At 73.1% G+C, this 12,988-nt stretch carries 9 protein-coding genes; 5 read left to right on the top strand and 4 right to left on the bottom strand.

The annotated features are described in order from the left end of the window. The first annotated feature begins 67 nt into the window (after positions 1 to 67). Positions 68 to 1,579, top strand: coding sequence for a cytochrome bc1 complex cytochrome b subunit (gene qcrB / locus LCN96_RS13480; RefSeq protein WP_225272942.1), 1,512 nt, complete (start codon positions 68 to 70; stop codon positions 1,577 to 1,579). A gap of 6 nt (positions 1,580 to 1,585) precedes the next feature. Here qcrB and LCN96_RS13475 read toward each other — a convergent pair whose 3' ends face one another. The 4 genes from LCN96_RS13475 to LCN96_RS13460 are packed head-to-tail and all read right to left on the bottom strand — an operon-like array spanning position 1,586 to position 8,501. Next, entirely contained in the window at positions 1,586 to 4,843 is a 3,258-nt protein-coding gene (locus LCN96_RS13475) for a glucodextranase DOMON-like domain-containing protein (RefSeq protein WP_225272941.1), read from the bottom strand. 56 nt (positions 4,844 to 4,899) lie between these two features. Next, complete coding sequence (locus LCN96_RS13470; protein ID WP_225272940.1) at positions 4,900 to 6,216, bottom strand: MFS transporter; 1,317 nt, start codon at positions 6,214 to 6,216, stop codon at positions 4,900 to 4,902. 9 nt (positions 6,217 to 6,225) lie between these two features. Continuing rightward, a complete protein-coding gene (locus LCN96_RS13465) occupies positions 6,226 to 7,743 on the bottom strand; it encodes an acyl-CoA synthetase (RefSeq protein ID WP_225272939.1) in 1,518 nt (505 codons plus the stop codon). Continuing rightward, on the bottom strand, positions 7,740 to 8,501 hold the full coding sequence (locus LCN96_RS13460; protein WP_225272938.1) for an enoyl-CoA hydratase/isomerase family protein: 762 nt from the start codon (positions 8,499 to 8,501) through the stop codon (positions 7,740 to 7,742). Before LCN96_RS13460 ends, LCN96_RS13465 begins: the two co-directional genes overlap by 4 nt. A gap of 111 nt (positions 8,502 to 8,612) precedes the next feature. On the opposite strand from LCN96_RS13460, the gene LCN96_RS13455 reads away from it, so the two are divergent. From LCN96_RS13455 to LCN96_RS13440, 4 genes are all read left to right on the top strand, one after another. Next, positions 8,613 to 9,506 carry a LysR substrate-binding domain-containing protein gene (locus LCN96_RS13455; RefSeq protein ID WP_225272937.1) on the top strand — a complete coding sequence of 298 codons (894 nt, stop codon included), beginning with the start codon at positions 8,613 to 8,615 and terminating at the stop codon, positions 9,504 to 9,506. A 134-nt stretch (positions 9,507 to 9,640) separates the two neighbouring features. Further along, the gene (locus LCN96_RS13450) at positions 9,641 to 10,495 is read left to right on the top strand and encodes a polysaccharide deacetylase family protein (RefSeq protein ID WP_225272936.1); all 855 of its coding nucleotides are present in this window, start codon (positions 9,641 to 9,643) and stop codon (positions 10,493 to 10,495) included. An 80-nt stretch (positions 10,496 to 10,575) separates the two neighbouring features. Next, positions 10,576 to 11,262: a hypothetical protein gene (locus tag LCN96_RS13445; protein WP_225272935.1), complete on the top strand. Its 687-nt coding sequence runs from the start codon at positions 10,576 to 10,578 to the stop codon at positions 11,260 to 11,262. 160 nt (positions 11,263 to 11,422) lie between these two features. Continuing rightward, a complete protein-coding gene (locus tag LCN96_RS13440) occupies positions 11,423 to 12,865 on the top strand; it encodes a PepSY-associated TM helix domain-containing protein (protein WP_225272934.1) in 1,443 nt (480 codons plus the stop codon). Positions 12,866 to 12,988 lie beyond the last annotated feature (123 nt).

Genomic DNA, 12,988 nt, shown 5'->3' with positions numbered 1-12,988 from the left:
TGTCACAAATCACCATCCTGCGACGTCTTCGTGGTGACGAGACAACCGAGCCGTATGCGGGGTGGCGATGAAGGGCAGCTCACTGGCCGGGGCACTGGACGACCGGATAGGTGGCGCCGGGTTCCTGAAGAAGGCGATGCGGAAGATCTTTCCCGACCACTGGACGTTCCTGCTCGGGGAGATCGCCCTATACGCCTTCGTGGTGATCCTGCTCACCGGCGTCTTCCTGACGTTGTTCTTCAAGCCGAGCATGAAGGAGGTCGTCTACGACGGCGCGTACGTGCCGCTGCGCGGCGTGATGATGAGCGAGGCGTACGCCTCGTCGCTGGAGATCAGCTTCGAGGTGCGCGGCGGCCTGCTGATGCGGCAGATGCACCACTGGGCCACGCTGATCTTCCTGGCCGCCATCGTGGTGCACGCGCTGCGCAACTTCTTCACCGGCGCCTTCCGCAAGCCGCGCGACCTGAACTGGCTGATCGGCGTGCTGCTGTTCGTGCTGGTGATGTTCAACGGGCTGTTCGGCTACTCGTTGCCCGACGATCTGCTGTCCGGGGCCGGGCTGCGCATCCTGCACGGCGTGACGATCTCGATCCCGCTGGTGGGGACGTACCTGGCGATGTTCCTGTTCGGCGGCGAGTTCCCCGGCGAGGACATCATCGCCCGGCTCTTCAGCATCCACGTGCTGCTGATCCCCGGCATCCTGCTCGTGCTCCTGCCGCTGCACGCGATCGTGCTGACCTGGCGGCAGACGCACACGCAGTTCCGGGCCAAGGGGCTGAACGAGCGGGTGGTGCGCGGGGCGCCGTTCTACCCGGCGTTCCTGGCCAAGACGACGGTGTTCTTCCTGTGGGTGACCGGGGTGGTCGCGCTGCTGGCCACCGTGTTCCAGATCAACCCGATCTGGCTGTACGGGCCGTACATGCCGGGCCACGTCAGCGCGGGCTCCCAGCCGGACTGGTACATGGGCTTCCTGGAGGGCGCGCTGCGGATCATGCCGCCGTGGGAGTTCACGGTGTTCGGCCAGACGGTGGCCATGAGCGTGGTGCTGCCGGCGCTGGCCGCGCCGGGGCTGCTGTTCGTGGCGCTGGCCGGCTACCCGTTCGTCGAGCGGTGGGTCACCCGTGACCGGGCCGTGCACCACCTGCTCGACCGGCCGCGCGACGTGCCGGTGCGGGCCGGGCTCGGCGTCGCCGGGGTGGTGTACTACGGGGTGCTGTGGGCGGCCGGGGGCAACGACCTGATCGCCACCACCTTCCACATCTCGCTGTACGCGACGACGTGGATCTTCCGGGTCGCGGTGGTGGCGGGGCCGGTGCTGGGGTTCGTCATCACCCGGCGGATCTGCCTGGGGCTGCGGGCCCGCGACCGGCACACGGTGGCGCACGGCGTGGAGACCGGGGTGATCGTGCGCTCGGTCGAGGGCGGGTACACCGAGGTGGAGCGACCGGCCGACGAGGAGGAGACGGCGGTGCTGGTGCCGCCCGCGCGGCCCGAGCTGCCCGCACCGGCGGGCGGCGACGTGCCGCCGCCGGCCAAGCGACGGCTCCAGGACACGCTCCAGCGCACCTGGCACAGCTGACCGCCGTCACGGGACCCGGACCGCTGGGACGGTGACCGGGCCGAGCAGCGGGTTCAGCACGTCGGCCTGGGACAGGCCGGGCGGGAGGAGCACGTCGAGGGCCTTGGGCACGGTGCCCGGGTCCACGGCGCACAGCGGCGCCGTGCCGCCCTCGGCGCACACCCCGAACTGGTACGGCTGCGGCGTCGCGGCGAACGTCCTGGCCTGGTCGGCGCTGAACCCGTCCTGCCCGGTCAGCACCACGGCGAAGCGCCACCCGGGCCCGGGCGTGCCGAAGGTGGCCCTGGGCAGGGCGATCGTGATCGTCCGGGTGGTGCCGGACGCGCGCACCACGGCTCCCGCCTGCGCCGCGCCGCCCGCCGTCACCCAGACCGGGGCGGCGAAGCCCTGCGCCTCCACCCGCTGCGACCACGCGTCCTGCTCGGCGATCCGGTGGTTGCGCTGCGGGAAGGCCGCCTGTGTCGAGGTCGTGGCCACCGCCGGGTCCCGGACGTACACGTCGAGGAGCTGGGCGCCGAGCTGGTTGCCGAAGGTGGGGGTGAGGTCGCGCAGGACGGCCCGCAGGTAGACGGTGCTCGCGTCCGTGATCACCTGGAACCTGCGCAGGTCGAAGGCCCCGTCGTGGAAGTCGGCGGCGGTCGGGTACGCGTACGTGCCCGGCCCGTCGTCGTCGCCCTCCGGGTCCTCGACGTCGAGCACGGTCGTGGCGTCCACGATGTCGCCGACGACCGCGCGCCGCGCGTACCCGGTGCGGCCGTCGGAGGTGGTGGCCGTCACGGTGATCACCACCTCGCCGAACGACACCGGGGCGGAGGCGGTGAAGGCGCCGTCCGCGCCGGCCCGTACCGGGACGACCTGGGTGGCGGCGCCGGTGTCGACGGGCGTGGCGGCGACGTCCACGCGCGCCCCCGGCGCGGTGCTGCCCGTGACGGTCACGGACGTGCCGGGCACGGCGGTGCCGTCGGCCGGGGCGGTGACGGTGAGCGGCGCGGCCTGGGGCGGGTCGGCGTAGCGGCGGCGCACGATCTCGGGCTGCTCGACCGGCCTGGTGCCGCCGAGCGACAGGATGAGCCGCACGACCTGGGCCTGCGCCCACGTCAGCGGCGAGGCCGAGCCTGCCGGGCCGCCGTCGCGGAAGCCGATGGAGGCGGTGGCCGGGTCGGCGCCGTACGGGGAGGCGGGCAGATCCGGGTTCTCCCACGCCTGCTCAGGGATCAGCCCGGTGCCCGACGCCATGGCCCGCATCGCCGACAGCAGCGCGGTGGCGCCGGCCTGGTCGCCGTTCTGCAGCGCCTGCTCGGCCCGCTCGCCCGCCAGCACCGGCCACAGGTGCCCCGAGCCGTTGTTGCCGGTGGGCCACGGCTTGCCCGACGGCGCGCAGGACGTGGGGTCGGGCTCGTGGCAGTCGCCGTAGCCGTCCTCGGTGCCGGCGGTGTCGGAGCCGTAGCGATACCAGCCGGGGCCGCTCGCCGTCTCCCGCCTGATCACCCGGTCCACGACGGGGAGGCTGGCCAGCACGTCGGGGTCGTCCGGCGGCAGGATGCCGAGCCTGGTCAGCTCCAGGAAGCCGGCGTCCACCACGCGGCGCTGGTCCTCGGTGGGGCCGCCGTTGCCGAGGTTGTAGGAGGCGGCCGCGTCGGGGTCGCCGGTGCGTGACAGGCGCAGGAAGTAGCGGGGCGCGTACGGGCCGGTCGTGGTGACCGTCCACGTCCTGATCGAGCGGGCGAAGTGGTCGGCCGTGGCCCGGTAGAGCCTGGCGCGCGCCTGGTCGCCGTGCCGCGCGGCGAGTTCGCCCGCCGCGACCAGCCCGGCGATCTGGGCCGCGATCGTGGACGGCGAGTGGCCCGACTGCTCCTCCCACCGCTCCACGCCGAACGCCGGCCCGTGCGAGAGGAGGAAGTCGGCCGCCTCGCGCACGTCGTCCCAGACGCCGGTGAGCCCCGACTGGTAGGCCATCAGGATCGGGTACGCGGTCTCGTCGAGCTGGTCGCCGCCCGAGTCGGGGGCGAGCCTGCCGTTCAGCAGGGAGTTGCGGGGCATCCGGCCGTCGGGCAGTTGCTGGCGTTCGAGCAGGAAGCGGGCCGTGGCCCGGGCGGTGGCCAGGTCCCCGGCCGCTAGGAAGCCGGTGAACGCCTCGTACAGGTCGCGGGCGAAGATCTCGCGGTAGGAGCCGAAGTAGACGGCCTCGCCGCCGGCCAGCTCGCCCGCGCCGACCGCCTGCCCCCACGGGCTGGCCAGGGAGGCCACGACCGCGCCGGGGAACGTCTTGTCCTCGCTGGCCTTGAGCACGTTGGCCGAGAGCCGGTAGAGGTCGCCCAGCGCCGCCGGAGGCTTGCGCAGGCTCGCGTCGTAGGCGGCCCAGCCGGCCTCGTAGCGGGCCCTGGTGACCTCGAACGGGCGGGCGGCGGCGTCCGCGGCGGTCCGCAGCGCGGCGGCCCTGTCGCGGCCGAAGCCCAGCGCGAACGTGACCTCGCCCCTGGCGTCGATCGGCAGCCGGGCGGTGGCCACCACGTTGCCCGCGGGCGCCTCGGTGTAGGGGGTCAGCTCGCGGGCGGCGTCGAGCTGGGCGGCGCCGTCACTGGGCGTGCCGGCGTAGCCCACGCTCGCCTGCGGCAGGCGCCGCTCCGCGCGCAGCGCCAGGTGGGTGGGGACGGCGTAGTCGCGGGCCGGGGCCGAGGTCCGGGTGTTGCCGTCCCAGACGACGGGGGCGCCGGTCCGCGGGTCCACCACGCCGCTGTCGGGGCCGCCGTTGGGCGTCCCGCCGCCGCCGTTGCCGTTCACGCTCGCGTCCAGCCGGGCGTACAGGCGCAGGGTGGGCGGCTGGAGGCGGGCGCGGACGACCACCGCGTTCCTGTCGGGGTCAGTCAGGTAGGTGGTGGTCAGGCGGTAGCGGCCCGCCCTGCTCGCGGAGGTGATCGTGCAGGTCATGCCCGAGCGGTCGGTGCTCACCTGGTAGGTGGTGTCGCGGGCCTGCAGCTCGGTGAACGTCCGGCCGTCGGTGACGGCGAACTGCATGGTCTCGACGTTCGTGTTGTCGATCGTGGGCTCGTATACGTCGGACAGGACGCCGCCCGCCACCGTGTACCAGACCTTCGACGTGCGGGACGTCGCGGTGCCGACGCAGTCCTTGCGGGCCAGGCCGAAGTGCGACGGGAGGCCGGGCCCGCCCGGCGCGGGGGTCCGGGCGAGCACCGGGTCACGGGGAACGGTGATGAGCGCGACGATGACGATCAAGGCCAGCACGGATCGGCGGATCGCGTTCATGCGGGGCTCCCCTCCCTACCCCGATGGGTCGAGAGAAGACCAGCCCCACCCCGCTGTCAACCCCGCGCGGCGGGAACCGTGGCGTCCACGCCCCGGTCCAGGCGCAAGCCGCGCGTCTCCCTGAACGACGTCAGCACCACGACCAGCGACACCACCGCGATCACGATCATGTAGAACGCGGGGGCGACGGCGCTGCCCGACACCGACACCAGCCCGGTGGCGACGAACGGCGCGGTGCCGCCGAACAGCACGTACGCGGCGGTGTAGCCGATGGCCGAGCCGCTCGCCCGCACCTTCGCGGGGAACATCTCCACCAGCGCGGGCACGTTCGAGGTGCCGATCACCGACACCAGCATGGCCAGCAGCGAGGTGCCCAGCATCGCTCCCGCCAGCCCCGACCCCATCAGCCAGAACGCGGGCAGCGGCAGCAGCACGAACCCGGCGCACGCCACGATGAGCATCGGCCGGCGCCCGAACCGGTCGCTCGCCATGGCCGCGAAGACGCACGCGACGCTGTACGCCAGCATCGACACGACGTTCGTGAGCTGCGACTCGCTCTTGGTGTAGCCCAGCTCCTCCGACATGTACGTGATCATGTAACTGCTCATCAGGTAGTACCCGACGGCGTTGGTGATGCTGTAGCCGAACAGCGTGGCGATCTGCCGCCCGCACCGCCGCACGGCCTCCCGCAGCGGCGCCGGCTCCACCGCGTCGTGCTGCTCCAGCGACCGGAACACGGGCGTGTCCTCGACCTTGGAGCGCAGGTAGAGCCCGATGAGGCCGAGCGGCGCCGCCAGCAGGAACGGCACCCGCCACCCCCAGCTCTGCAGCGCCTCCGCGGACAGCGACGCCGTGATCAGGAAGCCGACGCCGGAGCCCGCCACGCTGGCCAGCCCCACGGTCACGGGCACGGCGGCGGCGAAGCGGGCCCTGCGGCCCTCCGGGGCGTACTCGACGATGAACGCCGACGCGCCCGTGTACTCGCCGCCCGTGGAGAAGCCCTGGGCGCAGCGCAGCAGGAACAGCAGGATCGGCGCGGCCATGCCCCAGGAGGCGTAGGTCGGCAGGATCCCGATGAGGAACGTGGCGCCGCTCATCGTCAGGACGGTCAGGGCCAGCATCCTGTTGCGGCCGAGGCGATCGCCGTACCGGCCGAAGAAGGCCGCGCCGAGCGGCCGGGCGACGAACCCGCCCGCGAAGATCGCCCAGGTGGCGAGCAGCGCGGCCGACCTGTCGTAGTCGGGGAAGAACAGCGCCGCGATGGTCGCGGACATCACGGCGTAGGCCGCCGAGTCGAACCACTCGACGAAGTTGCCGATCGCGGAGGCCAGCGAGACCTTGCGCCGTACGGCGGCGGAATCCTGGGGGGTCATGGGTGCTCCTTACTTGGTGTGCCGGCTGCGGAGCTGGGCGCGCTGGATCTTGCCTGTCGCCGAGCGGGGCAGCTCGGCGACGAACTCGATCTCCCTCGGGTAGGCGAACCGCGAATGCGTGGTCTTGGCGAACTCGCGGATCTCCCGTGCCAGCTCCTCGCCCGCCCGGTAGCCGGGCGAGAGCAGGACCCACGCCTTGACGGCCTGGCCGCGTACGGGGTCCGGCACCCCGGCCACGCCCACGTCCGCGACGGCCGGGTGGGCGCGCAGCGCCTCCTCGATCTCGTCGGGGCCCACGCGGTAGCCGGAGGTCTTGATCACGTCGTCCACGCGGCCGAGGAACCAGTAGTAGCCGTCCTCGTCCACGCGCGCGTGGTCCTTGGTGTGGAACCACTCGCCGCCGAACGTCTCCCGCGACGCCTCGGGGCGGTTCCAGTAGCCGAGCGGGAACTGCGGGTTGCTCCGCGCCCGCAGGCAGATCTCGCCGACCTCGCCCTGCGGCACCGGCCGCTCGTGCTCGTCGAGCAGCGCCACGTCCCAGCCGGGCAGCGGGCGCCCCATGGAGCCCTCCTTGACCGGCTCGCCGGGGAAGTTCCCGATCAGCGGGTACGACTCGGTGGAGCCGTAGTAGTCGAGCAGCGTGACGCCGAACTGGTCGCGGAACCACCGGATCAGGTCCGCGGTGAGCGGCTCGTTGGCGCAGCAGACCGTGCGCAGCCGCTGCGGGTGGCGGGTGCCCGCGTCCGGCACCTGCTCGCGCATCTTGCGCAGGAACGTCGGATTGACCAGCCCGGTGGTAACCCCGTTGCGGGCCATGCCCTCCAGCAGCCCCTCCGGGTCGAACCCGCCGGCCGGCCGGTACACGTAGTGCACGGCGCCGGCCCGCAGCGGGCCCATGAGCTTGGCCATCGACCAGGCCCACTCCCCCGCGCCGTAGAAGATGTCGCCGGGGCGCAGGTCGTGGCAGACCTCGAACTCGTTGTGGCCGAGCAGCGTGCGGTGCGCGTGCACGATGCCCTTGGCGGGGCCGGTCGTGCCGGAGGTGTAGAAGATCAGCGCCGGGTCGTCGGCGGCCGTGTCCGCGTCCGCGAACTCCGGCTCGAACCGCGCGATCACCGGGTCGTCCACGTCCACCACGATGCCCTGGTAACCGCCCGCCCTGGGGACCGCGCCGGCCTCGGTGACCAGCACCGACGCGCCGGAGTCCGCCAGCCGGTAGGCGATCTGGTCGTCGGCCCACAGCAGCGACATCGTCACCAGGACGGCGCCGGTGCGCAGCACGCCGAGGTAGGTGGCGGGCGTGTCGGTGCGTTGCGGCAGCATGACGGCGACGCGGTCGCCCGGGCGCACGCCGGCGCCCTGGAGGCAGGCCGCGATCCGGCGGGAGCGGTCCTGGATCTCGCCCCAGCGGACCTCCTCGTGGGCGCCGGTGTGGTCCTCGAAGATCAGGGCCAGGTTCTCGCGCGGGTGGCGGTCCGCCACGTCCACGGCCATGTTGTAGCGCTCGGGAACGCTCCAGCCTGTCATGTGGCACTCCTGTTGAGGAAGCGGTTCATCTCGCGCTGCGGCTCGCCGGAGGCGTACGCGGCGGCGTGCACCTTCTTGGCGGCGGTCACGGCCTCGGCCAGCGCCTGGCTCTCCAGCTCGCGCAGCCGGCCCTTGGTCAGCGCCACGGCGCCGGGCGGCAGCGCCGACAGCTCCTTGGCCTGCCTGACGGCCTCCGCCAGCACCTCGCCGTCGCCCACGAGCCTGGTCAGCAGGCCCAGCCGCTCCGCCTCCGCCCCGTACACCAGGCGCCCGGTCAGCGCGAACTCGGTGGTCCTGGCGCGGCCGAGGATGTTCCACATGGCCCAGATGCCGGTGATGCTGGGGATGCCGGAGAGCACCTCGGGCTGCCCCATCCGCACGCCGGGGTGGCCGATGCGCAGGTCGGCCAGCAGCGCGTACTGGAAGCCCGACCCGGCCGCCACCCCGTTCACCGCCGCCACGACCGGCTTGTCCAGGTCGAGCACCGCCCGGTAGAGGCGGTCGAAACCGTCGATCCAGGCGTCGGAGGCGGCGTGGTCGTCGGGGTCGATCGTGGCGGTCTCGCCCAGGTCCTGCCCGGCGCAGAAGGCCCGCCCCGCGCCGGTGAGGACGACCGCGCCCACCTCGGGATCCGCCCCCGCCTCGCGCAGCAGCCCGATCAGCCGCTCGCGCATCTCGGCGGTCCAGGCGTTGAGCTTCTCCGGCCGGTTCAGGGTGATCACCGCGACAGGTCCGTCACGGTCCAGCAGCACAGTCACAAGCGTCCCTTCGCAGGTCAACGGGCTTGCCGGGATACAACCAGGTGTGACGGGGCCGTGGCCAACATCAATGAAGTCCCTTGGCGATATCGAAGCGATATGGTGAGGCCGATGGAGCTGCGTCACCTGCGTTATTTCGTCGCCGTGGCCGAGGAGCTGCACTTCGGCCGGGCGGCGGAGCGGCTGCACATGGCCCAGCCACCGCTGTCCCAGCGGATCCGCGATCTGGAGCGGGAGCTGGGCGTGCGGCTGTTCGACCGCAACCCGCACCGCGTCTCGCTGACCGAGGCGGGGGCGCTGCTCCTGGAGCACGCGCGCGGCGTGCTCGACCGCGCCGACGCCGCCCGCGAGGCCATGCGCCGCATCCGTCCCGGCGCGTCGGGGGTGCTGCGCGCGGGCGTGCCGCCGGACACGACCCCGATGGCGCTGCGCACGCTGGTGGCCCGCTTCACCGAGCGCGTCCCCGACGTGCTGCTGGAGCTGCACGAGCTGACCACCGCCAGCCAGCTCGCCAAGCTACGCGCCGAGGAGCTGGACGCGGGCCTGGTACGGCACCCCTGCGACACGGTCGGCCTGGAGTCCAGCGAGGTCGTGCACCGGCGGCTGGGCGTGGTGCTCCCCGCCGGCCACCGCGCCGCCGACCAGGACGTGGTACGGCTGCGCACGCTCGACGGCTCGGCACTGGTGATCTTCCCCAGGGAGATGGCGCCGCAGCTCTACGACCACGTGCTGGAGGCGTGCCGCGACCACGGCTTCCTGCCCAGCGCGATCCGGCACGCCCGCAACCCGCATTTCGTCCACGGCCTGGTCATGTCCGGGCTCGGGGCGCACCTCAACGAGGAGCCGTACGACGAGCTGCCGTCCGGGCTGGTGTGGCGGCCGATCGACGAGCCCCGGCTGACCTGGTCCACCTCCGCCGTGTGGCCGCCCGTGCAGGGCGGGGAGGTGGTCGGCGCGTTCGCCGAGGCGGCGCTGGCGGGGCTGCGGTCGGTCGGGCACGCCTGAATCCCTGTCATCCCGGGGGCTATCCGGTGCGAACCAGGAGCGGTGCCTAGGAGTCCAACCATTTGGAACGATCCTGGCTGGGGTCGGTCCATAGGGGACTTGCACCGGGGGCGGTGCTTCGTACAGGGGGATTCATGGACATCGGCGCGATGTCGCGCGGGCCTGGGCGGGCCGGCGTGGGGCGGGGGGCCGCGAGGGTGCTCGCGGCGGTCGTTCTGGCGGCAGGGGTGGGTGGGGCGGGCACGCTCGTCACCACCACGGGGGCGGCACAGGCGGTTGTGTTATCCCCGACCAGCGATTCCGCGGTGGCGGAGGCGGAGGCGGAGGCGGAGGCGGAGGCGGAGGCGGAGGCGGAGGCGGAGGCGGAGGCGGAGGCGTCCGCAGCCAAGCCGATCGACTGCCGCCGCGTCAAGTGCGTGGCGCTGACCTTCGACGACGGCCCGGGCGAGCACACGGGCGCGCTGCTGCGCAGCCTGGCGGCCTACGACGCGCGGGCCACGTTCTTCGTCGTCGGGCAGAACGTGGCCGCCAACCCGGGCATCCTGCACCGGACGTACGCGGCGGGCCACGAGATCGGCAACCACAGCTGGTCGCACCCGGACCTGACCAGGCTGTCCGCCGCATCGGTGCGCGCGCAGTTCTCCCGTACCGACCGGGCGATCAAGGCGGCCATCGGCGTACGGCCGAAGCTGGTCCGCCCGCCGTACGGCGCGTTCGACGCGACGGTGCGGCGGCAGGCGGGCCGGCCGGTGGTCATGTGGAGCGTGGACACCCTGGACTGGCGCTACCGCAACAGCGCCAAGGTGGCCCGCAAGGCGCTCAAGGCGGTGCGCCCGGGCAGCGTCATCCTCTTCCACGACATCCACCCCTCCACGGTGCGGGCCATCCCGAAGGTGCTGAAGGCCCTGTCCAAGCGCGGCTACCGGTTCGTCACCGTCAGCCGGCTCTTCGGCGGCGACCCGCCACGGGTGGTCTACAGCCGGGGCTGACCGGCTCGCGAACTTCCCTCGCGTCCGTTGAACCCGGCCCGCCGGACCGCCGTATCTGGTCGTGTGAGCGGTGATCGCGCATGAACCCCGACCAGAAAGGACGCGGCACCGGCAGCAGGGACACCGCGCAGGCCGGGCGGCCCGGCCTGCGCGGCCTGCGGGCGTCGGTGTTCGCGGTCGTGTGCGTGCTCGCGGCCCTGGGCATGCATGTGCTGGCCGGGGGGCCGATCGCCGGGCTGGTCACGGTGGTCGCGGCGACTTTCGCGACGGGGGCGGGCGCGTTCGTGCTGGCCCGGCGGCGGCGATCCGCGGGCACGCTCCTCGCCGCCGCGTTCGCCGCCCAGTACGGCATGCACCAGCTCTTCACCGCCCCGTACGGCCTGCTCCAGCTCTTCACCACCACCGCCACTGCCGCCGAGGCGGGCTCTTCTGCCGCGTCCGCCCACCACCATTCGCCCGGCGCGGACCCCACCGCCCTCGTCGATCACCACGGCGGCGGCCTCTACGGCGGGCTCGGCATGTTGCTGGCGCACGTACTGGTGGCGGCCATCTCGGCGTGGTGGCTGCATCGCGGCGAGACCGCGCTGGCCATGCTGCTGCGGCTGCTGGCCTTCTCACTCCACGACCTGTGGAACCTGCTCACCACCCGCGCCACCCCACCCTGCGCACCCACGTTGCGGATGCCGGCGGTGGTCGCGGGCACCGGAGGCGTTCCAGCCTCGCAGGTGCTGGCCTGGGCTCTGTGCCGTCGGGGGCCACCCCTGTAGGGGACGAACTCGGCATCTCGTGTTCACGAAACGTGCGGCGAGGCGTGCGAACCTCCGCCCGTCGCACGTCCGCTTCCCCCTGCCCGAACGTTCCCCGGAGCGTTCGCCTACCCGAACGTTCCCCCTGCCCGAACGCGGCACCTCCGGAACGGAGCCCCCCATGACCTCTGTGGAAACACGCCCGGAAACCACCCTGCCCGCCCCGCCGAAGAGCCCGTCGCAGCGCTACCGGGCCGTATGGCGCTGGCACTTCTACGCCGGCCTCTTCGTCGCCCCCGTCCTGCTCGTCCTGGCCGTCACCGGCGCCATCTACCTGTTCAAGGAGCCCTTCGAGGAGTGGCGCTACCAGGACGTTCGCACGCTCGCCGCACCCGTCACCACGGCCCGCCCGCTGTCGGAGCAGATCGCCGCCGCCCAGCAGGCACGCCCGGGTGCTCCCGTCATGTCCGTCATCCCGCCCACGTCCGCCGACCGCACCACCCGCGTCATCCTCCAGGGCGCCGACACGGGCCCGTGGGCGCAGGGCATCTCGGTGTACGTCGATCCGGGTACCGCCGCCGTGGTCGGGCAGATCGACGACGGGGCCACGTTCATGCGCGTCGTCCGTACGATCCACGGCGAGCTGATGTCCGGCGCGGTCGGCGACCGGGTCGTGGAGACCGCCGCCTGCTGGGCCCTGATCCTCGTCGCCACCGGCGCGTACCTGTGGTGGCGCGGCCGGCGCACCCGCCGGAAGCCCGCCCGCCCGGGACGCGGACGCCTGCGCCGCCTGCACATCCTGACGGGCCTCGGCGGTGGCGCGGTGGTCGTCTTCCTCGTGCTGTCCGGCCTGCCGTGGTCGGGCGTCTGGGGTGACGCCCTGCAACGCGTCCAGGAACGTACGGGCTCGACCTACCCCAGCGCCGGCGACTTCCCGCACACCTCGAACCCGCCCCTGTCCGGCGACCTGTCCACCAACCCGGACGCCAAGGTCCCCTGGGCGGCCGAACGCCTGCCCGTACCCCCCTCCCAGGACGGGCACGCCGGCCACCACACCGCACACGGCGTCCTCCAACCCGGCGCCCTGCCCGTCGAGAACGCCCTGGCCGCCGCCCGACCGGCCATCCGATCCTGCCCGCCGAGCGAATGCGACCTCAAGGTCCTCCTCCCGGACGGCCCCCAAGGCGTCTACACCATCGTCACCGACCCGCGCCGCGACCCCTCGGCCGCCCAGACCCTCCACGTCGACCAGTACAGCGGCCGGGTGCTCGTGTCCTACGGCTGGGCGGAGTACGGGGTGCTGGCCAAGGCCGTGGAGCAGGGGGTCGCCCTGCACGAAGGGCGGCGGTACGGGACCGCGAACCTGATCGTGATGCTGGGCGCCTGCCTGACCATCGTCACGCTCGTGGTCACGGGGGTGTGGATGTGGTGGAAGCGCCGTCCCCGGGGGCGCGCCGGCGCTCCCGCCCGGTCCACGGATCGGCGCACCACCTATGGGGTGATCGTGGTCATGGCGGTGTTGGGGGTGGCGTTTCCGTTGGCGGGGGTGACCATGGTGGCGGTGCTGATGGTGGATCGGTTCGTGGTGCGGCGGATGCCGCGGTTGGCGCGCGTGTTCGGCTGACACCGACCCGCCCGGCCCAGCGGCCGGCCCTGGCGACCCCTGCCAGGGCCGGCCGCCAACGCCTGGCGCGGCACCCTGCGCCTGGACTGCGATGCCGTGGGTGAACATAATGAAACTTTTCCT

The organism is Nonomuraea gerenzanensis, assembly GCF_020215645.1.
GTDB lineage: Bacteria > Actinomycetota > Actinomycetes > Streptosporangiales > Streptosporangiaceae > Nonomuraea > Nonomuraea gerenzanensis.
Note: the sequence above shows the minus strand (reverse complement) of the source record. Positions and strands in the feature narration are given on the sequence as shown.

Coding starts and splice junctions, on each gene's coding strand:
- qcrB (WP_225272942.1), top strand. CDS start 68: ATGAAGGGCAGCTCACTGGCCGGGGCACTGGACGACCGGATAGGTGGC.
- LCN96_RS13475 (WP_225272941.1), bottom strand. CDS start 4,843: ATGAACGCGATCCGCCGATCCGTGCTGGCCTTGATCGTCATCGTCGCG.
- LCN96_RS13470 (WP_225272940.1), bottom strand. CDS start 6,216: ATGACCCCCCAGGATTCCGCCGCCGTACGGCGCAAGGTCTCGCTGGCC.
- LCN96_RS13465 (WP_225272939.1), bottom strand. CDS start 7,743: ATGACAGGCTGGAGCGTTCCCGAGCGCTACAACATGGCCGTGGACGTG.
- LCN96_RS13455 (WP_225272937.1), top strand. CDS start 8,613: ATGGAGCTGCGTCACCTGCGTTATTTCGTCGCCGTGGCCGAGGAGCTG.
- LCN96_RS13450 (WP_225272936.1), top strand. CDS start 9,641: ATGGACATCGGCGCGATGTCGCGCGGGCCTGGGCGGGCCGGCGTGGGG.
- LCN96_RS13445 (WP_225272935.1), top strand. CDS start 10,576: ATGAACCCCGACCAGAAAGGACGCGGCACCGGCAGCAGGGACACCGCG.
- LCN96_RS13440 (WP_225272934.1), top strand. CDS start 11,423: ATGACCTCTGTGGAAACACGCCCGGAAACCACCCTGCCCGCCCCGCCG.